This window comes from Candidatus Eisenbacteria bacterium, assembly GCA_005893305.1.
Taxonomy (GTDB): domain Bacteria; phylum Eisenbacteria; class RBG-16-71-46; order SZUA-252; family SZUA-252; genus WS-9.
The window spans coordinates 38,109-62,878 of record VBOZ01000015.1; the positions used below are offsets into that span (position 1 = coordinate 38,109).

Annotated in this window: 16 protein-coding genes and 2 tRNA genes; 8 read left to right on the forward strand and 10 right to left on the reverse strand. The window is 65.3% G+C overall.

All coding sequences use genetic code 11. From position 1 onward, the window contains the following. Positions 1–8: 8 nt before the first annotated feature. Positions 9–653: a site-2 protease family protein gene (locus E6K79_05900; protein TMQ65028.1), complete on the reverse strand. Its 645-nt coding sequence runs from the start codon at positions 651–653 to the stop codon at positions 9–11. A 39-nt stretch (positions 654–692) separates the two neighbouring features. Further along, positions 693–2,096 (reverse strand): insulinase family protein, encoded by a 1,404-nt coding sequence (locus E6K79_05905; GenBank protein TMQ65029.1) that lies wholly within the window; start codon positions 2,094–2,096, stop codon positions 693–695. A gap of 157 nt (positions 2,097–2,253) precedes the next feature. Here E6K79_05905 and E6K79_05910 point away from each other — a divergent pair, with 157 nt between their 5' ends. After that, positions 2,254–2,778, forward strand: a complete 525-nt coding sequence (locus E6K79_05910; GenBank protein TMQ65030.1) for a hypothetical protein — start codon at positions 2,254–2,256, stop codon at positions 2,776–2,778. 7 nt (positions 2,779–2,785) lie between these two features. Here E6K79_05910 and E6K79_05915 read toward each other — a convergent pair. Together E6K79_05915 and E6K79_05920 are read right to left on the reverse strand one after the other, a co-directional pair. Next, positions 2,786–2,858: transfer RNA gene (locus tag E6K79_05915), tRNA-Ala, on the reverse strand. Positions 2,859–2,904: 46 nt separating this feature from the next. After that, positions 2,905–4,107 (reverse strand): glycosyltransferase family 4 protein, encoded by a 1,203-nt coding sequence (locus E6K79_05920; GenBank protein TMQ65031.1) that lies wholly within the window; start codon positions 4,105–4,107, stop codon positions 2,905–2,907. A gap of 274 nt (positions 4,108–4,381) precedes the next feature. Between E6K79_05920 and E6K79_05925 the strand changes: the two genes are divergently transcribed. Next, positions 4,382–5,851 carry a UDP-N-acetylmuramate--alanine ligase gene (locus E6K79_05925; protein ID TMQ65032.1) on the forward strand — a complete coding sequence of 490 codons (1,470 nt, stop codon included), beginning with the start codon at positions 4,382–4,384 and terminating at the stop codon, positions 5,849–5,851. On the opposite strand, the gene pruA is transcribed toward E6K79_05925, so the two are convergent. After that, on the reverse strand, positions 5,832–7,382 hold the full coding sequence (pruA, locus tag E6K79_05930) for an L-glutamate gamma-semialdehyde dehydrogenase (protein TMQ65033.1): 1,551 nt from the start codon (positions 7,380–7,382) through the stop codon (positions 5,832–5,834). The two genes, E6K79_05925 and pruA, sit on opposite strands and share 20 nt — an antisense overlap. 51 nt (positions 7,383–7,433) lie before the next feature. Between pruA and E6K79_05935 the strand changes: the two genes are divergently transcribed. From E6K79_05935 to E6K79_05960, 6 genes are all read left to right on the forward strand, one after another. Then, a complete protein-coding gene (locus E6K79_05935; GenBank protein ID TMQ65034.1) occupies positions 7,434–8,183 on the forward strand; it encodes a hypothetical protein in 750 nt (249 codons plus the stop codon). A gap of 180 nt (positions 8,184–8,363) precedes the next feature. After that, positions 8,364–8,702: a hypothetical protein gene (locus tag E6K79_05940; protein ID TMQ65035.1), complete on the forward strand. Its 339-nt coding sequence runs from the start codon at positions 8,364–8,366 to the stop codon at positions 8,700–8,702. Positions 8,703–8,797: 95 nt separating this feature from the next. Next, a complete protein-coding gene (gene lepB, locus E6K79_05945; GenBank protein ID TMQ65036.1) occupies positions 8,798–9,454 on the forward strand; it encodes a signal peptidase I in 657 nt (218 codons plus the stop codon). Between the two features lie 230 nt (positions 9,455–9,684). Next, positions 9,685–12,102: a PKD domain-containing protein gene (locus E6K79_05950; GenBank protein TMQ65037.1), complete on the forward strand. Its 2,418-nt coding sequence runs from the start codon at positions 9,685–9,687 to the stop codon at positions 12,100–12,102. Positions 12,103–12,164: 62 nt separating this feature from the next. Then, on the forward strand, positions 12,165–18,275 hold the full coding sequence (locus E6K79_05955) for a PKD domain-containing protein (protein ID TMQ65038.1): 6,111 nt from the start codon (positions 12,165–12,167) through the stop codon (positions 18,273–18,275). Positions 18,276–18,774: 499 nt separating this feature from the next. Then, positions 18,775–20,304 (forward strand): hypothetical protein, encoded by a 1,530-nt coding sequence (locus tag E6K79_05960; protein TMQ65039.1) that lies wholly within the window; start codon positions 18,775–18,777, stop codon positions 20,302–20,304. Positions 20,305–20,312: 8 nt separating this feature from the next. Here the strand turns inward: E6K79_05960 and E6K79_05965 are convergent. The 5 genes from E6K79_05965 to E6K79_05985 form a co-directional block, all read right to left on the reverse strand. Further along, positions 20,313–20,399 (reverse strand) — tRNA-Leu (locus E6K79_05965). Positions 20,400–20,756: 357 nt separating this feature from the next. Further along, entirely contained in the window at positions 20,757–23,111 is a 2,355-nt protein-coding gene (locus E6K79_05970) for a GAF domain-containing protein (GenBank protein TMQ65040.1), read from the reverse strand. Between the two features lie 109 nt (positions 23,112–23,220). Next, on the reverse strand, positions 23,221–23,724 hold the full coding sequence (locus tag E6K79_05975) for a hypothetical protein (protein TMQ65041.1): 504 nt from the start codon (positions 23,722–23,724) through the stop codon (positions 23,221–23,223). Positions 23,725–23,769: 45 nt separating this feature from the next. Continuing rightward, a complete protein-coding gene (locus tag E6K79_05980) occupies positions 23,770–24,144 on the reverse strand; it encodes a hypothetical protein (GenBank protein ID TMQ65042.1) in 375 nt (124 codons plus the stop codon). Positions 24,145–24,264: 120 nt separating this feature from the next. After that, positions 24,265–24,621: a hypothetical protein gene (locus E6K79_05985; protein ID TMQ65043.1), complete on the reverse strand. Its 357-nt coding sequence runs from the start codon at positions 24,619–24,621 to the stop codon at positions 24,265–24,267. Positions 24,622–24,770 lie beyond the last annotated feature (149 nt).

Here is a 24,770-nt window from a genome sequence, read left to right on the forward strand (position 1 = left end):
GCCAGCCGTCACAGGATTCCGCCTGTGAAGAGCCCGCCGAAGTATTGGACGAAGGGGCCGACCACGACGCCGATCACGCTCATCCCGGAGACGGAGCCGAGCAGGATCAGCCCGAGGAGCAGGTAGGGACCGATCGGTTCGAGGGTCTGGTACCGCGCCGCCGCGATCGGCGGGAGGAGGCCCGCGAGCACTTTCGATCCGTCGAGCGGGAAGATCGGAATCATGTTGAACGCGGCAAGGCTCAGGTTCAAGACCACGCTCCAGGCCACCATCTTGACCAGCGCCACCTCGACGCGGCCGGTAAAGGCGTGCGATGCCGGATCGATGACGCGCAACAGGGTGCCGAATCCGATCGCCAGAATCACGTTGGAAATCGGTCCCGCGAGGGCGATGTACATGAGATCGCGGCGGGCGTGCTTCAGGTAGCGCACATCCACCGGCACCGGCTTCGCCCACCCGATGTGCGGCGGTATGAAAAACACCAGCGCCCCGAGCGGATCGAGATGCGAAAGCGGGTTCAGGGTCAGGCGGCCCATGAGCTTCGCCGTGGGGTCGCCCAGACGGAGCGCCACCAGGCCGTGCGACACCTCGTGGACCGTGAGCGCGAAGAGAAGAGGCGGAAAGAGGAGAACCAGGCCGACCGGATCACCCACGGGCCCCCTACCCTCCCTGGCCGCGGGCCGCGGCCTTCATCAGGGTCCCGAGTCGATCTTGGACGGCAGGAGTGTCACCTCGCACGCGTGCGTGAACCACCGCGCCGCGGCGTCGCGCACGTCCTCCGGCTTCAGCGTGAGGAGGCGCGACTCGAACCGCTTCGGGTAGTCGAGGCCCAGATCCAGTGTCTCGTAACGGGCCAGATCGCGCGCCCGGACGAGGGGGCTGTCCTGATCCTTGAAGTACGCGTTCTGCACGCGCTTGAGATGAGCCGCCCAATCCCCCTTGTCGAGCGGCTCGGTCGTGAGCCGCCGCATCACCGTCGCGACCGTGTCGCGCGCCGCCTTCCAGTTTGCCGGAGTGGCGCCAAGGTAGACGGTGATCGAGGAGCGCTTCGGGTAGCGCGGGTAGAGAATGCCGACCCCCGTGGCCAGGTGCCGCTCGGGGAGCCAGTAGGCGATCGGGGAGCGGTCCCCGGACCGGAGATAGGAATCGATGATCATGAACGCGGGATAGTCGGGGTCGCCGTAGCCCGGCGCGGGATAGCCATAGGCGAGCGACTGCGCCCGGTAGGGCCTCTCTTCACTGACCAAGGTGTCCGCGGCGAGCGGAACCGGATCGCCTGCGAACGGCGCCGGCGGGGGCCCGGGGGCGGCCGTCGCGAACGCCTTCTCGAGATCCACCATGACCTTCTTGCCGTCGAAATTCCCCACGAAACAGACCGAGATGTTTCCGCCGACGAAGAGCTTCTTGTACAGGGCGACGATGTCGCCTCGGCGCGAATCGCCGATCGTTCGAACCTGCCCGAACGCGGGCCGCTCGAATGGGCTCCCCCGGTAGAACGTGCGAAGGAAGATGGCGTAGGTACCGGAGAGAGGGCCGCCGACATCGTCGGACGCCTTGCCAAGGAAGTAGCCGCGCGCCGCCTCGAACGCCGTATCGGGGAATGCGGGATTCAAGGCGATGTCCGACAGCAGGTCGATCGCCTTGCTCAAGCGCTCCCGCGTCGTGCCGATCGAGATCTGTCCCATATCCGGCCCAGCGCCGGTCTCCATGGTGGCGCCGGACGCGAGCAGCTCCAGCTGGATCTCGGGTCCACTGCGGTGCTCGGTGGCGGACGCCAAGGCGCGCATCATGACCTGGCTCAACCCGGACTCGTTCTCGGATTCATACCGGGTGCCCATCTTGAGGGCGACGACGCCCGCGACACGGTCGCTGGTCCGCTGCTCCTGAACCAGCAGGCGAACCCCGTTTTTCAGCACCTTCCGCTGCACGGGCTGGCCGGGATCGTAGACCGGGTTCCTGGGCCGTCCCGACGTGTCGGGCGCTTCCCTCTCCTGGGCGGCGGAATGCCCGGAAGCGAGGAGCGAGACGAGCGGGATCAGAAGCGCGAGGGTCCGCGAAAGTCGTTTGGCACGAAGGAGATTGCGGGAGTGGGGCATCGCCAAAATCGTATCAGAGTCGCGCTGGCGCGTCAACGTGGGACGGGAATGGGCGTCTCTCAATGTGCCCGCTCTACCCCGATTTCGCGGTCAAGTTCGCCGGATGGAGAGCCGATTTATTGGGTTGAGGCCGGGGGCCTCAACGAAAGAAGGCAAAATGGGACATCTCTTCGCGCAGTCCGGGTATTGCGCCCGGGCAAAGAGGGCTTTGGTACTCGCCGCGATCCTCGCATCGCTGGACGCCGCGCCGACGCCGCGCTGCGCCCTCGCCGCCACCGGGCCCGACCTCAACGCGATGCTTCCCGAGTTCAATCGGATCTGCACCGACCTCACCCAGGCGCGGGAAGAGCTGCGCCTCGGGACGCTCGACGAGGACTCCTTCGGCGACAGGATTCTCGCCCTCTTCGTCGACGCCGACAGCCTCATGAACTGTCTGCAAACGGCGGGCGCATCGGCGCGACGCATCGCGAGCCCGCTCTTCGCGATGAACCACGGACTCCGCTATCTGATCGAATCGCTCCGAGAGAATTACGTGGGGATTGTCGCGCGGAACGGGACGAGCTTCGTCGCGGCGGACCGCGCGCTTCAAGCCGCCGTGGCGTGGCGCAGCGGGGTGAGCGTGGCGGCGGGGGTCGATGCGATGACCGGGGTGGACCCGATCTCGGACGTGGCACGACCGTAAAGGAATGTGGAGCTGGCGGGGATCGAACCCGCTACCTCTTGACTGCCAGTCAAGCGCTCTCCCAATTGAGCTACAGCCCCGTCAGACCGATAATCTCCAGAGCCTACTGAGGATTCGCTCGCCTCGTCAATTGGGTTCCTCGATCTTGGAGGCCCGGTCTCGCGAGAAGATGCGCCTTCGGAGCGACGAAAGCCGCGAATCGCTGAAGAAGAGAGACCGCCCAAGGCGCGGCCAGCCGCGGCGCTCTCCCCTCTCGAGAAGCTCTGCCATGAACTGACGCGATTTTTCCCCGAATTCCTTTACGCTGAAGCCCTCCGACATGCGGCTCCGAGCATTCCGCGAGAGGCGCTGCCATTCGGCGGGATTGCGAGCGAGCCACTCCACCCGTTCCCGCATTCCTCCCAGGTCGCCCCACGGCAGCACGAAGCCCGTCTCCCCGTGCACGAGGTAGTCGTTGATCCCTCCGCCACAATCGAACGCGATCGCCGGGAGCCCGACGGCCATCGCCTCGGCGAGGCTCAGGCAGAAGCCCTCGTGCCGCGAGGTCAGCACGGCGACGTGGGCCCCTTGGAGAGCGTTCTCGAGGTCGGCCCCTTCAAGGTGTCCCAGGAAGACGACCCGCTCGCCCAGCCCGCGCTCAGCCACCCGATCTCGATACGTCTGCTGATCCGGGCCGTCCCCTACCAAGATCAATCGGAAGTCGACGTCCCCCTTCGCGAGCGTCTCCGCGAGAGCGATCAGGCTGGAGACGCTCTTCTGGTCCTCCTCGAGGCGCCCGTGGTAGATGAGCCGTATTTCTCCTCCATCGAATTTTGGCGGGGAGTCGCCCGCGCCCGGGATGCCGTGCGGGATGAGCCGGATGTCCCGCCTCCGATGCGGGAGCACTTTCTTCAAGTGCTCGTAGGAGACGGTGGCCGGGCAGATGAAGCCGTCCATGATCGGCTCATAGTAGGTAAGGTATTTGTACATGGTCGGAGTGTGATCGTGACAGATGCCGATGATGCGGCTCGCCTTCTTCCGGGGCAGCTTCGCGCAGGCCGCGAAGCTGATGGTTCGGTAGTTGGGAATGATGATGTCGGCATTCGCGTCGAGATAGGCCTGGTACAGCTGGAGCATCTGCTTCTTGCTGACTTCCTTCGGGTGCCTGGGGACCGGCCGGATCGTGGCGCCGTCGTGCTTGAGCGAGGCGAGTCGTTCGGACCCCAGGTTGCCGGTGGGAGGGTGCGTGATGAACTCGACTTGGGCTCCCAGCTCGACCAGCTGCTTCGTCAATCGCTGGGAGTAGACGTAGACGCCTCCCGTATGATCGGAAAAGATGGCAACCCTCATTCGGCGTTCCTCTCCATAGCCGGACGAATTGGGGGTCGCCGCGACGTTCCCTCGCCGCGCTCCCAAAGTCGGAATCTAGGTAAAGCGTATCAAAGGCCGGCCGTGGCGGGCCAGCCCCGTCGCAGGGGCGGGGCTGCGGCAGGCCAGCCCCGTCGCAGGGTCCGTTCGGAACTCGGCCCTCAACTATTGCCGGCTCGCGCCGATAAGTCCCGGGGGGGAAGCCTGATGCCCCGCTCTTGACCGCGACCCGCCTCCCGAGGAGACTCGTCGAGCCATGAAGCCTGACCTCGGAGCATTCCCGTTTCGGGATCGCCGGTACCATTTCAGCGGTGTCGGCGGGAGCGGCATGACGCCGCTCGCGATCCTGGCCGTCTCCCTGGGCGCCGAGGTGACCGGGTCGGACCGCAATCTGGACCGCGGCCTCCCCCTTCCCTCGTTCTCGGCCCTCCGCGACGGAGGGGTCCGCCTCGTGCCCCAGGACGGGAGCGCGGTCACGCCGGACCTCACCGCGTTCGTCTACTCGACCGCCGTCGAGACCGCCAATCCGGACTTCCGCCGCGCGACCGAGCTCGGCGTGGAGCGCATCCGGCGGGGCTCGTTCCTGGCGGGAATTGCCGGCGCCCGGCGCGCAATCGCGATCGCGGGGACGAGCGGCAAGTCGACCGTCACCGCGATGACGGCGCACGTGCTCCTCGAGGCGGGATTCGACCCCACATTCCTCGGCGGAGGGGCCGCCGTCCGGTTGAAGGGGGCGGTGCCCCCGGGAAGCCTGCGGCTCGGCGAGAGCGACTGGTTCGTGGTCGAGACCGACGAAAGCGACGGGAGCGTGGCCGAGTTCGCCCCGGCGATCGCCGTCCTCACGAATCTGAGCCGCGACCACAAGGAGATCGACGAGACCGCCCGCGCATTCGAGGCGCTGCTGGAAAACACCCGGGAGCGGGCCGTCATCCACAGCGGCGATCCGATCCTAGAGAGAGTCCGCTGCCCGGACCGGCTTCCCCGCATCTATGCCGCGATCGAGGGCGTCCCCACGTGGGCGCCAGCCGATCTCGTCGCTCGATCGGTGCGTCTAAGCCCGGACTCGGTCCGCTTCAAGGTGGATCGTGTCGAGGTGTCGGTTCCTTTCCCCGGCGCGATGACCGTCGAGAACGCGCTCCTCGCGATCGCCGCGGCGGTGGCGGCGGGCGTCCCGCTGGAGCGCGCGGCGGCCGCGATGGCGTCGTTCGGCGGCGTGCGCCGCAGGCTGGAGCCGATCGGGGCGGTCGACGGGATCGATGTCTTTGACGACTTCGGCCACAACCCCGTGAAGATCCGCGCCGCGCTGGAGGCGCTGCGGCCGAAAGGCTCGCTCTGGGTCTACTATCAGCCCCACGGCTACGCCCCGACGCGCTTCTTCAAGGATGAGCTGATCGAGACGCTTCGCGTGGTGATGCGGCCCCAGGATCACCTCCTCCTCGCGCCGATCTACGACGCGGGCGGCACGACCGACCGCTCGATATGTTCCGAGGAGATCGTGGAGGCACTACGGAAGGTTCACGTGGATGCGACCCTGGCGGCGACGAGGGCGGGTGCCGCTCTGGAGATCGCGAAGCGTGCCCGCGCCGGCGACCGCGCGGTCGTCATGGGCGCTCGCGATGACACCCTTCCCGCGTTCGCGCGGGAGATCCTGGCCGCGCTCGAGGAGCACGCGGGCTCGCGCGGCGAGGCGCGCGCGGAGACGCCGGCTACCCGACCAGCTCGGTAATCGCCTTTCCCTGCAGGAAGAGACCCAGATAGTCCCGCCCGCCCGCCTTCGAATCGGTGCCGCTCATGTTGAATCCGCCGAACGGATGGACCCCCACCAGCGCGCCCGTGCACTTTCGGTTGATGTAGAGGTTCCCCACGTGGAGCCGGCGCTTCGCCTCGGCGACCCTCGCGCGGTCGCGTGAGTAGTAGGCGCCGGTCAACCCGTAGATGGTGCCGTTCGCGATCTGGATCTCCTCTTCGAACGAGGCGGCCGGGATCACCGCCAGGACCGGCCCGAAAATCTCCTCCTGGGCGATCCGGGCATCCGGCTTCACGTCGGCGATGATCGTGGGCTCGAGGAAGTAGCCCGGGCCCGGGCGCTTGTTTCCGCCCGCGACCAGGCGGCCTTCCTTCTTGCCGATCTCGATGTAGCCCATGATCGTCTTCTCCGCGCGCGCGCTCACGACCGGGCCGAGGTAGTTCTCCTTGTGCTCGGTCGGACCCACGGTCGTGGCCTTCGTCCTCTCCACGAGTCGCTTCACAAACTCGTCATAGAGCGATCGGTGGACGATCGCCCTCGAGCAGGCCGAGCACTTCTGCCCCTGGAATCCGAACGCGCCCTGATAGACGCCGTTCACCGCAGCGTCGAGATCCGCCTCTTCGTCGACGATCGTGAAATCTTTCCCGCCCATCTCGAGGATCGCGCGCTTGAGCCAGATCTGCCCGTTCGGGACCTTGGCCGCCTTCTCGCTGATCCCGATTCCGACCTCCATCGAGCCGGTGAAGGCCACGAACCGAACGTGCGGATGCTCGACCAGCGCGTCCCCGATCGCTCCTCCGGGCCCGGTCAGGAAATTCAGGACCCCCGGCGGAACGCCCGCTTCCTCGAAGATCTCGAAGATCTTCCACGCGGTGAGCGGCGAGTCGCTGCTCGGTTTCAAGATCGCCGCGTTCCCGGTCACGAGGGTCGCCGCGGTCATCCCCATCGCGATGGCGCAGGGAAAATTCCACGGCGGGATCACGACGCCGACGCCGAGCGGGATGTACTTGTATTGGTTGTGCTCGCCGGGGTAGGGCGTGAGCGGCTGGGGTGCGCCATAGCGGAGCATCTCCCGCGCGTAGAATTCGCAGAAGTCGATCGCTTCGGCGGTGTCGCCGTCGGCCTCGGGCCAGCTCTTCCCCACCTCGTGCACCATCACGGCGCTCATCTCATGACGCCGCTTTCGAAGCAGCCCGGCCGCGCGAAGGAGCACGTCGGCCCGCTCCTCGTGCGGCGTCCATCGCCACGACTCGAACGCCTTGAGCGCCGCATCGACGGCCTGGGCGACGTGCTCCACGGTGCCCTTCGAGAAATTCCCCACGCATTCCGAGGGATTCGCGGGATTGGCGCTCTGGAAGGTCTCCGGGGTGGAGATCCGCTTCCCGCCGATCACCAGCGGGTAGGTGGTCCCGAATTTCGACCGAACCTGCTTCAACGCCGTGCTCATTCCGGCCTCGTTCTCGTGGCGCGAATAATCGAGCATGGCGGTGGTTGTGTAATCCGGAAGCATCGACTTCTCCTTGTGGGAACGATACGGGAACTGCCTATACTGCGCGCGACCATGATATCCACTTACCTGATCGCTGTCATCCCGGCCCTCGTCCTTCCCTGGCTCCTGCTTCCGCTCCGCAACACGGGTCTCTTCGCGGTCTTCCCTGTCCTGCCCGCCGCCATCGTCTACGCACGGCTGATCCGGGCGCGGCGCGGCGATCAGGCGATCACCGTCGCGGTGCTCTGGGCGCTTGGGCTCACGATCTCGACGGTCGCCGCGAGCGCCGTGTTTCCGGAGGGCGCGACAAAGGCGATCTGGCATGCCGGCGCATTCAGGGACGAGATGCTCGCGTGGATCGCGACCGGCCGCGGCGCGGAGGGAAACCCCGCCATCTTTCTCCCGCGCGTGCTCTTGGAATACGCGCTGGTCCTGATTCTCTCCGCGGTCTCCATGGGCGTGGCCGCGCTCTTCCTCGGCGGACTTCTCCTCGGCTACATGAACGGCTACGTCGGCTGGGTCGTCGCGCACGCCGATCCATCGACCTCGCCGATCGCCGCCGCCCTGACCGCCTGGCCCCCGTGGTCGGCTTGCCGAGTCCTCTCCTTCATCTTCGCCGGCACGGCCGGCGCGCTCTGGGGCCATCCGCGCATCCTCGCCCGGGGCGCCGAGAGGTCCCCCGTCCGGAACCTCCTCATTGGGTCGGCCGCGCTCCTCCTCGCCGACATCGGCCTCAAGTGGTGGCTTGCTCCGATCTGGAGGGACCTCCTCCGCGCCCTTCTCGGCGCGAGCGCCGGCATCGAGGCCGGCGGGAACGGCTGAAGCTCAGACCCAGGCGCGGGCCCACGTTCGACTTGTGGCGACGTCTGGCCCTCTCCCGGGCACGGAAGATGCATTTCATGATTCTGGGGCTTTTTACCTCAATACATTCCACCAACTTCGATGGAGGCTCAGCGCCCCGCGATGCAGTCTGCATTGCGGGCCGCGTGTCGGCGCATGGCCATGGATCGTCACGAAAAGGGTCTGGAGAGGGTTCCCGGCAGGCCCGACCTGCCACTGCCGGAGTGGCAGGGCGGTTACGGCGGCGATACCCAGCGGCTCCCCAAGGTCGTTCAAAAGCTGATGCACGGGCGGATCCTGACGGCGGAGGAAAAGGCCGAGCTTCTGTGGCGCCTCTTCGAGCTCGACCAGCGCGAGAAATCCCGGCGGGCACGCAGCCAGCGGATCCTGGTCGCGGTCACCCTGCTGGCGGCGGGCGCCTGGGTCGCCATCTACCAGTGGCGTTGGGTCGCGGACCACGTCATGGCCTGGCTCAGCCCACCCGCGGCACCTCCCGCGTAGCGGTTCGCACTACCACCTCCCCTGAAACATTTGCGTCCCGGCTGCGGTATACTCCTTAGCGACGGCTAGTCGAACCGCACTCAGGAGATCAAACGATGGCATCCGGGACTCGGAAGTCCAACTCCTCCACCGAATCCACGATCAAGGAATGGACCAGGGCGATCATATTTAGCGTCCTGTTCGTCGTGACCTTCCGTGGCGTCGTGGCGCAGGCCTATCAGATCCCAACCGGCTCGATGGAGAACACCCTTCTCGTCGGCGATTACCTGTTCATCAACAAGATGCTCTACGGCTCGGAGATCGACCTCGGGATCAGCGGCCATCAGTTCCTGCACTATCGCTTCCCCGCGTTCCGGCAGCCGCACCCCGGCGACGTCATCGTCTTCCGCTATCCGGAGAACATCCGCCAGGACTTCATCAAGCGCTGCGTCGCGGTGGGCGGCCAGACCGTGATGATCCGGAACAAGACCCTCTACGTGGACGGCGTGCAGCAGGTGGAGCCCTACGTGATCCACATCGATCCGAGGATCCTGCCCCGCGAGGTAAGCCAGCGGGACAACTTCGGACCGATCACCGTGCCCAAGGGTTATCTCTTCATGATGGGCGACAACCGCGACAACAGCCACGACAGCCGCTTCTGGGGACCCCTTGCCGTCGGCCTGATCAAGGGCAAGGCGATGATCCGCTACTTCTCGTGGGACGGAGAGCACAGCTCCATCCGGTTCAGCCGGATGTTCCAGACCATCGGGTAGTCCCGCGTTAGCGGGCGATCGCTCGCCGATCGAGTGGCGCCCTTCCCTTCGTAGCCTCTTCGTGGTAAAGTACGGCCTCGTTTAACGCACGGCCTCGGCTTTCGAGGAAAGGAATTCCCGTGCCCGCTTCACCCGCGCCTCAGCTCGCCGCATCATGTTTCTCCGCAGTTAGACGTGCGCCACGGACGACCCAGTCGGATCAATCACCGTTTCATCGGAGGGGCGACATCATGTGGACCCGGATTCTCACGGCGATCCTGACGATCGTCGTGGTTACCGGCCTCGCAAGGGAGGCTGGCGCCCAGTACATCTACCTCGACTCGAACGGGAACGGGGTGCACGACACGGGCGACCGACTGAACGCGAACGGCGCGGCGACGACGGTCGATCTGTACCTCCGGACGGACCAGAACCGCGACGGCTCGCCGGCGGTATGCGACATGAGTCCGGACCCTCTAGGGATCAATGCATACTCGTTCAACTTGTTGGCGGTCGGCGGGACCGTAGCCTACTCGGGGTTCGTGAACCGACAGGCGACGATGCCGAACTCATCCGGTGAGCTGAACCCGGATGGGGTGCGGTACAAGAACGGCCATTACGGTATCCAGTATTTACCTCCCGGACTCTTCCGCCTTTGCACGCTGACCATCACGGGCACGAGCGGCACCCCGCGGATCGACATCGTGGACCTCGTGAGTGCGAGCACGGACTTCACCGGGTTCGGTACACAGTGCCCCAGCCGTGGCTTTGACAACACGTATCGCTTGGACGGGCCGAACACGCAGGCGTTCTACGGTGGCCCTGGGGACTTCACCGACTGGGACGGTCTGGGACCGGGGGGCGGACCGAACAATCCGCCCGCGGTGACGAATCCTGGGAACAAGACGGTGAACGAGTTCTCGACCTTGACGTTCACCGCGACGGCGACGGATCCGGACGTGGGGCAGACGATCACCTGGTCGTTAACCCTGGGGACCCCCGCGGCGAATGGGGCGACGATCAATCCTTCGACGGGGGCGTTTACCTGGACGCCCAGCCCGGCGCAGGCGAACGGGGTTTACCCCCTGACGATCACGGCGACGGACAATGGATCGCCGCCGCTGAGCGGCAGCGCGGCGTTCACGGTCACGGTCGGCCACGTCGACAGCGCGCCGGTTATCGCGGATCCCGGAAACAAGACGACAGACGAGCAAGTGAACTTGGCGTTCACCGTGACCGCGACGGACTCCGATCAGCCCCCGCAGACGATCACCTGGTCGTTGCTCCTGGGGACCCCTTCCGCGACGGGTGCGACGATCCAAGCGTCGACGGGTGCCTTCAACTGGACACCGTCGGAGGCGCAGGGCCCCGGGATCTACCCCCTGACAATCAGGGCCGAGGACAATGCCACCCCGCCGCTGAGCGATAATGCGGCGATCACGATTACGGTGAATGAAGTGAATTCACCGCCGGTTCTGGCGCCGATCGGGAACAAGGCCGTTGCCGCAGGCTCCACCCTTGCCTTCACAGCGACCGCGACGGACGCGGATATCCCGGCGAACGCACTCTGTTTCTCGCTCGATCCCGGTTCACCGCCGGGGGCCACGATGACTTGCAGCACCGGTGCTTTCATGTGGACCCCGTCGCTGGGGCAAATCGGAAGTTATGTGATCACGGTGCGAGTCACGGATAACGGACTCCCGCCGTTGAGCGACTCCGAGACGATCACGGTTCTGGTGGGTCAACAGCAAAGCGGGCCGACGGCCAATGCCGGCGGTCCCTACACAGGGATCGTGAATTCCCCGGTGAGCTTCGATGGGACAGGCTCGTCCGACCCGAACGGTGACCCGTTGACGTACGCCTGGAGTTTCGGCGACGGCAATACGGGCACGGGAGCCACCCCGATGCACACTTACACCGCGCCGGGCAACTACAACGTGGTTCTCCGCGTCACGGACCCAGAAGGCAATTACGATGAGGCCACGACCACCGTGACGATCCTGGCCGAGATCTCGACCGCGCTCGTGCTCCGGAACGGCAAGTCGACGATCAATCTGGGCGACGACATCTTGAAGCTCGGCATGGAGGAGCTCGAGCAGCCGTACGAGAACGTCCTCGTCGGCACGCTCCGCCTCTCGACCGACTTTCCGAACGCCGGGACGGTCGCCGAGTGCGCGGCCGATTCGAAGCACACCCGGATCGGGGACCTGGATCGGAACGGCATACCCGACCTCGAGCTCCGATTCCCCATAGCGTGCATCAGAGATCTGTTCCGAAACACTCCCAACAACAGCACCGTGAATCTCATCCTCACGGGGCAATTCCAGACCTCGTCGGGAATGGTTCCCCTCCGGGGTATGAAGGTCGTGACCATCAAGAGGGGCGGCGGCGGCAGTGCCCCCGTACTCGCCTATCCGAACCCATTCAACCCGCAGGGCCGCCTCTCGTTCCACACGACGAGACCGGGTAGCGCGAGCATTCAGCTGTTCGACCTGCAGGGACGACTGGTGAGGACACTCCTGCCGCAGCAATTCCTAGGGGCTGGCGCTCACGAAGTGGCGATCGACGGTCTGAACGACCAGGGGGTCCGTCTCTCCTCCGGCGTTTATTTCTACCGGGTCTCGACGGCGGACGGTGCCACGGAGGGGTCAATCAACGTCTTGAAGTAGCCTTGCGTCAACAGGAGGCACCGCTCCAGCTGTTCGCGCCACGATCGCTCCGGAGGTAATCCATGAGTCGTGCCTCGACAATCCGCCTGCTCGCCGTTTCGTGCACCCTCTTTGCGCTCGGCTCGGGGTGGGCAAGACCTTCCCGCGCGGCGGACATCTCCCTCACGCCTATCGGGAACCTCGACGTAGGCGGCTTCAACATGTCCGTGATCACATCCGATTTGAATCGGGACGGAGCGCTCGACCTCATAACTACCAGTTTGGAATTCAACCGCGCCTCGGTATTTCTCGGAAACGGAGACGGGACCTTCCGGGCTCGCTCGGATTACGCCACGGCCAACGAGCCCCACTCTGTCGCGGCCGGAGATCTGAACCTGGATGGGATTCCCGATCTACTTGTCGCAAACGCCGGGGCGGGCACCGTATCCGTGCTGATTGGGGTTGGCGACGGCACGTTTGTCCGAGGCACGGACTTCGAAGCTTCGCCCACCCCTTACTTCGTTGGGATCGCCGACGTGAATGGCGACGGACGGCCCGACGCGATTTGCGCGGTCTCCTCATCCATCTTTGTACGCCTCGGAAACGGCGACGGGACCTTCGGGCCGCGGACGGACGTGGCTCTTGCCGGCTGCGCCGTCGGTGAAATCCAGGCTGCCGACTTGAACGGCGACGGCCGGCTCGACCTGGCGGTGACCAACAATTGCTCCGGGCTCGTTCACATTCTGCTTGGCCACGGAGACGGCTCCTTTCAACCGCCGCTGAGCTATTCCGCCGACGGTTCGCCACTGTCGTGCGACATCGGCGATCTGAACGGGGACGGTCGGCTCGACCTCGTCGTCTCCGGTGGCGCCGCGCTCGCCGTATCCGTGTTCCTCGGTAATGGGGACGGCACCTTCCTCCCGAGAACGGACTATGGAACGGACGTCGCACCGATCAGCGTGAGAATCGGAGATTTCAACTCGGACACCATCCCGGATCTCGCGGTGACCACCGGCGAAGGGCGTGCTCTCGACGTCCTCGCCGGTCGTGGAGACGGAACCTTCGATCCAAAACACGGTTACCCGACCGGTCCTGGCTACGCCCTCGCGGTTGGCGACTGGGACCGAGATGGACTCCTGGATCTTGCGGCCTCAACTTTTGACCAGATGGGGCGCCTTTCCTTGTTCCGCAACACGCCCGGGGTGCCGGTAGGAAACTCGCCGGTCCTTACGGCTCCTCCCTCGGCCAGCGGCAATGTCGGTACTGAGATTACATTCACGGTGTCCGCCGCCGATCCCGACGGCGAGCCGATCACGGAGCTGGGGGTGAGCCCTCTTCTCCCGGGCGCCTCGTTCACGGTGGATCCCTCGCAAACCTCCGGCACGTTTCGATGGACGCCGACGTCGGCCGAGCTGGGTGGACCGTACCGAGTGGTCTTCTTCGCATACAACTCGCTCGCTACCTCGGCGAGGACCCATATCTACATTGGGCCGGGAGGATCCAATCGACCCCCAGTGCTGGACCCAATCGGAAGCAAGGCGGTAAACGAGCTCGCACCGTTGACCTTCACCGCGACCGCGACGGATCCCGATGCGGGCCAGACTCTGACTTTCTTGCTCTTCCTAGGCGCCCCGGCGGCTACGGGGGCGACCCTCAATGGGACGACCGGCGCGTTCAACTGGACTCCGACAGAGGCCCAGGGTCCGGGCTCGTACTCCATCACGGTCCAGGTGGTGGACAACGGAAGTCCGCAGCTCAACGCGGTAGAGGGGATCACGATCGCGGTGAACGAAGTGAACGTGGCACCGGTGCTCGCAGCGATCGGAAACAAGGCGGCGTGCGCTGTGGGTTCACCCTTTACGTTTACCGCGACGGCCACCGATACGGACGTTCCGGCAAACGTCTTGACGTTCTCGCTCGACCCCGGTGCTCCGTCGGGGGCGACGATCAACGGGTCGACAGGCGTCTTCAATTGGACGCCTTCCTCGCCAGGGAGCTTCCCGGTGACTATTCGCGTGACGGACAACGGCACGCCACCGTTGAACGATTTCGAGGCCATCACGATCACTGTTAGCCCCGGGGAGCCGAATCAGCCCCCCGTTCTGAGCGCGATCGGTAACAAGACGGTGAACGAGCTCACGCCGCTGGCATTCACCGTTGTGGCGTCGGATCCCGGTCCCTGTCCTGGCGAGACACTCACGTTCTCCCTGGATGCTGGCGCGCCCGCTGGCGCCACGATCAATGGGTCGACCGGCGCGTTTACGTGGACCCCGGCGGAGGCGCAGGGGCCGGGAACCTTCCCGATCACGGTCCGCGTGACCGACAACGGAAGCCCGCCACTTAGCGACTTCGAGACGATCACGGTGACGGTAAACGAGGTGAACTCGGCCCCAGTGGTGGCGAATCCCGGGAACAAGTTCGTAACGGTGTTGTCGACCCTGGCGTTCACGGTCACGGCAACCGATTCGGACATTCCGGCCAACACGATTGCGTGGTCGTTAACGCTGGGGACACCCGCGGCGACGGGCGCGACGATCAACTCTTCCACAGGGGCGTTCAGCTGGACGCCCACACAGGCACAGGCAAACCAGGTGTACCCGGTGACGATCACGGCGACCGATAACGGGACCCCGGTGCTCAGCGGGTCGGCCGCGATCACAGTCACCGTCAACGAGGCGAATCAGGCGCCTGTCCTCTCCCCCATCGGGGGTAAATCCGGAACCGTTCAAGTACTCTTGACCTTTACGGCGACGGCGACGGACCCGAATGCGGGTCAGACGCTGACTTTCTCACTCGATGCAGGAGCCCCGGTCGGCGCCACGATGACGCCGGGCGGAACCTTCTCCTGGACGCCTGCTTGCGGGCAGAACGGGACCTTCCCGGTCACCATCCGCGTCACGGACAATGGCATCCCCCCGCTGAGCGACTTCGAGGCGATCACGATCACGATTGGTGATCCGGGCAACCCGTCACCCGTGCTCGCGACCATCGGGAACAAGACAGTCAATGAAGGCTTCCTCTTGAGCTTTACCGCCACCGCGACGGATTCAGATGCTGGGGATGTGCTCACATTTTCATTGGACTCGGGTGCTCCGGCCGGTGCCGCCATCAACGGAGCGTCTGGTGCCTTCACTTGGACGCCGACCGAGGCCCAAGGCCCAGGAAGTCATCCGATCACCGTTCGCGTGACGGATAACGGAGAGTGCCCGGCAACTGATTTCGAAACAATCACCGTAATGGTGAACGAGGTGAACGTGTCCCCGGTGCTCGCGCCGATAGGAAACAAAACCGCGTGCAGCGTTGGCGCTCCCTTTACTTTCACCGTGACGGCCACCGATGCCGACCTTCCGGCAAACGTCCTGACGTTCTCGCTCGATCCCGGCGCCCCGTCGGGAGCGGCGATCAATGCGTCTACGGGCGCCTTCAGCTGGACGCCCTCGACGACCGGGACCTTTCCGGTGACGGTTCGGGTGGCAGACAACGGCACACCGACTCTGGACGACTTCGAGGTTGTCACGATCACCGTAAGCCCCGGGGCGCCGAACCAGGCACCTGTTCTGGGAGCGATCGGAAACAAGACGGTGAACGAGCTTGCGGCGCTGGCATTCACCGCTGTCGCGTCCGACCCCGGTCCCTGTCCTGGAGAAACTCTCACCTTCTCGCTGGATGCCGGAGCGCCTATCGGCACGACGATCAATGGATCGACCGGCGTCTTTACCTGGACCCCGACGGAGGCCCAGGGCCCGGGCACCTTCCCGATCACAATCCGCGTAACGGACAACGGCAGCCCCCCGCTGAGCGACTTCGAGACCATTCAGGTCACGGTGAACGAGTTCAACTCCGCGCCGGTGCTGGCGGCGATCGGGAACAAGACCGGCGCGATTGGCACTCCGACCACCTTCACGGCGACGGCGACCGATTCCGATATTCCCGCGAACACCCTGACTTTCTCGCTCGATGCGGGCGCTCCGCCGGGCGCCACAATTAACGCCGCAACGGGCGCCTTCAGCTGGACGCCCTCGACGACGGGGACCTTCCCGGTCACGATTCGCGTCACCGACAACGGCACCCCACCACTGAGTGACTTCGAGACGATCACGATCGTCATGGGTGGAGGTCCGGGCCAGGCGCCAGTTTTGGCAGCGATCGGGAATAAAACGGTGAATGAGCTCACGCTCCTGGCTTTCACCGCGACCGCAACGGATCCGAACGCTGGGGAAGTCCTCACATTCTCGCTGGATGCCGGCGCGCCTGCCGGCACGACGATCAATGGGTCGAGCGGCGCCTTTGTCTGGACCCCGACCGAGGCACAGGGCCCGGGGGTCTACCCGATCACGGTCCGCGTAACGGACAACGGCAGCCCGCCACTGAGCGATTTCGAGACGATTCAGGTCACGGTGAATGAGTTCAACTCCCCGCCTGTGCTGACACCGATTGGGAACAAGAGCGGCACGATCGGCACGCCGGTCACCTTCACGGCGACCGCGACAGATGCCGACATCCCGGCGAACACGCTGACATTCTCGTTGGACGCCGGCGCGCCGCCGGGGGCCACGATTGGCGCATCGACGGGCGCCTTTAGTTGGACACCGACGAACAGCGGGACCGTTCCCGTAACGATTCGCGTCACCGACAACGGCACACCACCACTGAGTGACTTCGAGACGATCACGATCGTCCCGGCACTCGGTGCGGGCCAGGCGCCGGTTCTGTCACCGATCGGGAACAAAACGGTGAACGAGCTTGTGCTCCTCGCTTTCACCGCGACCGCAACGGATCCAAACGCTGGTGACGTTCTCACCTTCTCGCTGGATGCCGGCGCACCCGCCGGCGCGACCATCGGCGCATCGACGGGCGCATTCAGTTGGACCCCGTCGGAGGCGCAGGGTCCCGGGAGCCGCCCGATCACGGTCCGCGTGACGGACAACGGCAGCCCGCCCCAAAGCGATTTCGAGACGTTCACGGTCACCGTGAATGAGGTAAACCAGGCGCCGGTCCTGACTCCGATCGGCAACAAGACTGTGACTGCGGGGTCGACCCTTGCCCTCACGGCGACCGCGACCGACGCCGATATCCCGCCCAACACGCTCTGTTTCTCGCTCGATTCCGGTTCGCCGCCCGGGGCCACGATGACCTGCGGCACGGGCGCCTTCATGTGGACCCCGTCGCTGGGGCAAATCGGCCTCTACTCGATTACGGTGCGGGTCACGGATAACGGGATCCCGCCCTTGAGCGATTCCGAGACGATCACGGTGCTGGTGAGTCAACCGGAGAGCAGGCCGACGGCCGATGCCGGCGGTCCCTACACAGGGATCGTGAATAGCCCGCTGAGTTTCGATGGGACTGGCTCGTCCGACCCGAACGGTGAGGTGCTCACGTACCTCTGGAATTTCGGCGACGGCAACACGGGCGCGGGGGCCACACCGATGCACATCTACACCGCCCCGGGAAACTACAACGTGGTCCTCCGCGTCACGGACCCGGAAGGTAACTTCGACGAAGACGTCACGACCGTCACGATCCTGGCGGAGATCCCGGTGACCCTACTCCTCAAGAACGGCAAGTCGACGATCAACCTTGGCGATCCCGACGTCCTGAAGCTCGGTATCGAGGAGCTCGAACAGCCGTACGCGAGCGTCCTCGTCGGCACGGCCCGCCTCTCCACCGATTTCCCGAACGCTGGCACCGTCGCCGAGTGCTCGGCGGACACGAAGCACACCCGGATCGGGGACCTGGATCGAAACGGTGTGTCCGACCTCGAGCTCCGGTTCCCGATCGCTTGCATCAGGGATCTGTTCCGGAATACCCCCAACAACAGCACCGTGAACCTCATCCTCACCGGGCAATTTCAGACGTCGACGGGTACGGTCCCACTCCGCGGCGTGAAGGCGGTCACGATCAAGAGGGGCGGCGGCGGTAGTGCCCCTGTCCTCGCCTACCCGAACCCATTCAATCCACAAGGCAGGCTCTCGTTCATGACCACGAGGCCGGGGAGCGCGAGCATTCAGCTATTCGATCTTCAGGGACGCCTGGTGAGAACACTACTGCCGCGGCAATACCTAGGGCCGGGCGATCACGAGATCGCGATCGACGGTTTGAACGACCAGGGCATCGGCCTTTCCTCTGGAATCTATTTCTACCGGGTTTCGACGGCGGACGGCGTCACGGAGGGATCGATCAGCGTATTGAAGTAGTTGCGGGGCTCTCGGCGGCGGGACATAGTGGTGCCGTAGGTTTGCGATTGAGTTGAAGTAGTTCATCGCCGCGCCCACTGGGGGCACCAAGGCAATTACCAAGTCCGATCGAAGTGCCCGACCCGCGGACGGCGTTCCCGACTGGCTCGCTCCGGCGCTGACGGCGGCTCTCCTCGCCGCCCCTCGTCTGGGCCTCGGCTATTTCTGGGACGACTATCACTTCCTGACCGCGCGCGGCACGAACAACCCCCTCTACTATCTAATCCCGCATAAGGCTGACCCCTACTATCGGCCGATCCCCGAGGGTCTCTACGCGCAGCTCCTCAGGCGCCTCGATCCGCACAGCGGCCTCCTGGGGCACGGGATCAACCTCGCGCTCTTCGCGCTCGCTGTCGTCCTCCTGGTCCGGATCGTCACGCGCCTCGCCGGGAGGCGTGCCGGGATCATCGCCGGGTTCGCCTTCGCGGCCACCGGGGCGGTTCCGAGCCTCGTCGCCTGGGTGAGCGGCTCGCACGATCTCTTCGCGATCGTGTTCCTCCTCGCGGCCATGCTTCTCCGCGACGCCGGCCGGTTCGTACCCGCGCTCGCGGCGACCGCGTGCGCGCTTCTCTCCAAGGAATCCGCCATCGCGATGGTGCCCGCGCTCGTCTTCTGGGACGCGATCACCGGGAGCCGGGCGCCTCGTCTCGCCCGCGCCCTGATCGCCTATGGGTGCGTGATCGTCGCATGGGCCGCCATGCATCCGGGCGTGCGAGCGCTGGTTGCGCACGGATTCCAAAGCGGCGCGACCGGGTACGTGGGCCTGGAGCATCCCGAGCGATGGGCGCGATATTCCCTCCGATACGTGGCGACGCTCTGGAACCTTCCGGTAACCGGATTCTCCACGCGGTGGCCGTCGGAGCTGACGCCTTGGGTTGCCGCGGCGCTCGCCGTTCTCGTCGCCGGCATAGCTTGGGGCCGCGGGATGCGCGCGGCCTTGAGTAGCGATATCGGTTCGCTACCGTCCGCGCGCCGGCTCGCCACGCTCGGGCTCTTGCTCGCGGTTCCGCCACTTCTCCTTCCCACGTTCCTGGTCCGGCCATGGGTCCCCTATCTCGTCGCCCTACCCGCGCTCGGAGCCTCCCTGCTTCTTGCGATCGGGCTGAGGCGTGCGTCGGTGGGCGTTGCCGTCCTGACCCTGGCGGCATTCCTCGTGATGGGTGCTTCGTGCCGCGGCGTCTCGCTGCCCGGCGAGCTCTCATGGACGGAGGCGGTCCTCGTCGACGCGAGCCAGGCGATTCACCGCGTGGAGCGAAACCTCCGCACGATCCGCCCATCGATTCCCCATGGAGCGCAGCTTTTGGTATCGGTCGCGGCGACCGGCACGCGTGGAATCAATTCCACGATCATCGACGGCCAGGCGCCGAGCATCTGGTACGACGACCCCTCGCTCAAGTCGGCGAGGCCGGAGCTACGTGGAGCAGGGTTTCGCGACGACCTTCTCTTTCGCGTCACGCAGGGACTCGACGTCGTGGAGATCGAGCCCGATCAGACCCTTTACCGCTCGACCGCCTCCTCTGTGAGCCCGTTCGACATCGGGCGGCCGATCAGCACCTACGCGCGCGGGGTGGCCGCTTCCGGTGACGTCGCCCGGTCGATCCGGATCCTCGAGAGGCTGGCCCGGCAGGATCAGGGCGATCTCCGATCGTACGACTTGCGATTGGCGGCCATGGCGGCGATCTGGAAGGGACAGAAGGGGGAGGCGGCGCGGCTTGTGGCGGAGGCCGACTCGATGCCGCGAGATGCGGCGCTCGATCAGATGGCGAAGGTATTCGGCGAGCCTACCGCCCGGCCCGACCTGGATTCCTGCGCCTACCAGGCCTTCGGCATCTCGACGGAAGACGCCGAGTCCATGCGCTTCCTGATGCGACTCTATCGCGACATGGGGTACGTGCCCCAAGAGGAGCACTTTGCCGCGCGCCTCCAGAGGATCGCGCCGGGCGATTCGGGGGCGGCGGAGGTGTTGCGCGCCAAGGGGGGTAGGCGGTAGTGACAACTTGGTGCCGGAGGGGGGAATCGAACCCCCACGGGATTGCTCCCACGGGATTTTGAGTCCCGCGCGTCTGCCAATTTCACCACTCCGGCGCCTTAACCCCTTGAATTTCTCGATGATAGCAGACCAGTCCGACCGACCCCAGTCCCCGACCACCCCATCGACCACAATTCCAATTGACAACAGGCCAGTCGTTTAGGCATAATACTTCCTGCAATTCGGAAGGCAACCCCCCGCCCGGAACTTTTCGCTCCTTCTAGCGTCTAAAGCTCTGACGACAGGGAGTGAAGTTCCCTGTAATTCGCGTCTCCCTAGATGGCTTGACCCGGCGTTCGCCGGTGGGTTTCACAAGGCCTCAACAAGTTATTTAGGCACGGTCTGCACGGGGAACTTCCATATTCATAGACGGGTGGCGGGGCTCAGGTCACGCCACCCGGTTTTCTTTGCCCTCAGGCCGGCAGCCCCTTGATCGCGACGATCGTTAGGTCGTCGTCCTGCTCCCGGTCCCGGAAGGCGCGCACGGTCTCCCAGATCCCGCGCACCACCGTCGCGGCCGACTCCCCCTTTCGGGCCCGGATCACCTCCCGCAGGCGGTCCTCGCCGAAGAAATCCCCTTCGGAGTTCATGGCCTCGGTCACGCCATCCGTATAGAGAACGAGTAGATCCCCGGCCGGAATCTCGACCTGGCGCTCCTTGTAACTCGCCGCCTCGAAAGTCCCGAGCAATGGCCCCGTCGAATCGAGAATCTCGAAGCGATCGGCGCCCGCCCGATACAGAAATGCCGGGTTGTGCCCCGCGTTCACGTACGTGTATCGGCGGTTGGCAATGTCGAGCACGCCGTAGATTGCCGTGACAAAGCGGTCCGGCTCCACGCTCTCCCAGAGGAGCTTGTTCACCTTCGCGAAGACCGTCTTGATCGCGTAGTTGTTTCGAATCTCCGCGATCAAGGAAGCGCGGAAGGAAGCCATGATCAGCGCGGCGGCGATCCCCTTCCCGGACACGTCGCCGATCACGATCCCCAAATGCTGGTCGGCGATCCGGATGTAGTCGTAGTAGTCGCCGCCGACCAGCTCCGAGGAGTAGTTCGCGCCCGCGATGTCGAAGTGCGGAATCTCGGGATTCCGCTCGGGCAGGAACGTCCTCTGAATCCGCTGGCCGATCGCGACCTCGCCCTCGAGGCGGCGCTTTTCCAGCACCTCCTCGTGGAGCCGGGTGCGCTCGATCGCCACCGCAGCCTGGGCGGCGAAGGCCATCAGCAGCTCCATGTCCTCATCCTCGTACGCCTCGGGCTCGTCCGATTCCAAGTTGAAGGCGCCGATCACCTCGGTTCCGATCCGGATCGGGGCCACCATCTCGCTCCGCGTCTGGTCGCGCGCGTTCACGTATCGCGGATCGGTCGTCACGTCCGAGACGATCACGCCCTGCCCGGTCTTCACGCTCCACCCGATCAGCCCCTTCCCGACCTTGAGCCGGACCGCATCGTCGCGCTCCGAGTCGTATCCCCGGATGGTCTGGCGCGTGATCCACTGCGTCTGCTTGTCGACGATGTAGATTCCGGCGGCGTCGTAGCGGACGACCTGGAAGACGAGATCGAGGATCTGCTCGAGGAGGCGGCTCATCTCCAGGCTGGCCGAGATCTTCGTGCCCAGCTCGAGGAGGAGCTGGTTCTGCACCCTCTCCCGCGTCGCCTCGGCGTAGACGCGCGCATTCCCCAGGGCGATCGCCAGCTGGATCGCCAGCTCGCCGAGGAACGCGACTTCTTCCTCGGGCGGCGGCACGCGGTCCAGCTTCTGGAGCACCGCGACGCCGAGCGGCTCCCCGCCGCGGCGGAGCGGTAGCGTCAGGATGCCCTGAAGGAGGGAGAGCGGACGACCGCCCCACTCGTCGGGGACGTAGAGCGCCTCGCTCAGCTCGGGGCGGTAGACCGGGGCCTCTTCCTGAAGCGCACGACCAGCAAACCCCTCGCCCACGTGGAGCCGAGGGCGGCGACCGACGACCGGCGTATTGGCCAGCGTCCACGGGAAGAGGAACTTGCCGCGGGAATCGAGAACCCAGAGGGAAAACTCCGAGAACGAGCCGGCGCCGATGAGGAGATCCCGCGCGCGGCGCGCGAGGGCATCCCGCTTCAACAGCGCAAGCTCGCGGGAGGCGCGCACGAGGAAGCGCAGCCGCGCCTCTTCGGTGCGGACGCCTTCGCGCAGCGTCGTTTCCCCGGTCATTGCTTCCGCCGCCGTCTCCTTGGAGGACGCGCGCCGGAGCCCTGCAGCTCCTTCCAGTAGGAGCGAAGCTCGGTCGGTCCCAGATGGTCCGCACGCCAGAGCGCGCGGAAGACCCGCTCGCCCATCGACGAGTAGGCGGGAGCCGTCCCGAGGGTCCGCTCGTAGACCCGGCGCCGCTCGGCCCGCGACATCGCCGGGAGCCCCCTGCGATGAAGTCTTCCGTCGATCCAGACGTTCCAGAGCTCGTTCAGCGCCTCGCGGTCGGCCTCCGGGTGATTCGAGAGATCGACGCCCGACTCGTGGTCGTCCTTGAGATGGCAGAGCTCGTGCAGGCACGCCTCCGCGAAGCTCCGCGGCGAGAATTGCTTTGAAGGAATGGGCGGAACTCCGGGGCGTCGGGACCAGGTCCGGGTCCAGGACCGGCGCCGCTCCCGCGTGACGAAATTCCCGAGCGCGAACCAGAGACGGGCGGCGCGGTGATCGTGCGTGTTCCACTCGATGTACGCGTGATCGTCCCGGTTCGACATGTCGACGGAGACATGGAGGTCGCGCACGATGCCCTTGAGCCCGAGCTCCCGGACGCATTCCCTCAGGGTTTCCTCCGCCGGCGAGCGGAGCGCGAAATCGGGCGGATTCCAGCGGACGTGAAGTCCTTGGTCCGCGGCCGTTCTGTCCATCGCGCGCTTTGTCGGCATCAGTGGGTCACCGCCCTGATGATGAAGTAGTTCAGGACCGCGATGCCGAGAAGGATCGCGATCGGTGTGAGTCCGAACAGGCTGCCCTTCTCCTTTGGCTTCGCCGCAGCCTCGCCGGTTTTGGGTTCTCCGGCGGCTTTCGATCCGGGCGGCGGTAGGAACTGGAGCGTATCGGGAAGAACCGATGACCCCTTCGGCTTGAACGTCGTGCCTGCGCCGGACGAATCGGCCGGCACGATCGAGGTCGAGTCCGACGGGATCGTCGACACCGAGTCCGATCGCGCGGCCGTCGACCCTGGCCTTGCAGTGGTCGAGTCGGTCCGTGCGGCCGCGGAATCTGATCTGGCGACCGTCGAGTCCTGCCTCGCGGTCGTCGAGTCGGCCTTCGCCACGACCCCGCTCGTCGAGGCACGGGCGCCGCCACCGTTGCGCGCGCCATACGCGACCGCAACGGCAAATACGAGGAGAAGCTGGAGGAGTCGCCACGCGGCGCGCCGACGCATCGGTTCTGATTTTAGACGACGCGCGTCCCGACGGCGACGCAAAGATTAGCGCTGGGCGAGGTAGGCTTCGAAGCGATCCGGGTTAAGAAGGATTCCGTCGCGGAAGCGGAGCGGAGGATCGAGCAGCTTGTAGTACCACCATTCTTCCGTGTGCCCCACCGGCATCAGAAGCACGCGGCTGGCCGGATACCCGAGGGCATCGAACACGGCGCGCATGTCGGGCGCTATGTGCTCGCTCCAGTATCTCAGCCGGATTCCGCGGAGAAGAAGCTTCTCCTGATGTTTGACGTTCTCCGACAACCATTCCTGCGAGCGCAGGTAGTACACGCTGTCGGCATCCATGTAGAGAATCTGGGACGGGCCGACCACGACAGGCGACCCTGGCGGCGGCCCCATTCCGGTCGCAGCCTCGGTAGGCACGGCCATCCCTAAAACGGCGATCAAAAGCCCGAAAAATACACCGAGAAGCAGAGCACGATGTCCAGCCATGGTGGCTCAATTATAGCCGATTCGAGGGAGCCTGTGAACTGCCGGAGAGTTCTAGAGGCGGTAGAGGATTCGCCCGCAATTTTGGCAATTTTCGAGCGTTACACCTGGAGTGTTCTTGGATGCTGAGGAAGTCGGAAGACTCATCCGGCATCCTTGGCAAACACTACGCTCCACCGAGACCACTACCCGGTCGAACCTTTGGCTCATCCGCTCGTAAGTTTGGAGGAGCCTGTCGTCGATCTGGCTGGCGAGCCGCCGTCGGGTCTTCTCTACCGTGCCCAGGTTCTCGAGGGCGAACCCGAGCCTCGCCTCTTGCCCGGCGAGCTTGGGATCGCGCGCCTCCCGAAGGAGAAGATCGATATCTTGCAGCCGAACCAGGGCATCGAGCTGCTCAGTCAGCGGCGGCATGGATCAGAACCTCCTGAACCGCCGCGAAGTCGGGCGCCTCTATGAGCCGTTGGCGTACTTTGGTAAGCCGGACGGCCCGAACGATGTCGGCAAGGAGCTTGAGGTAGATCGGGTCCTGCCCCGCGGACGGGGCGACGATCAGGAAGAAG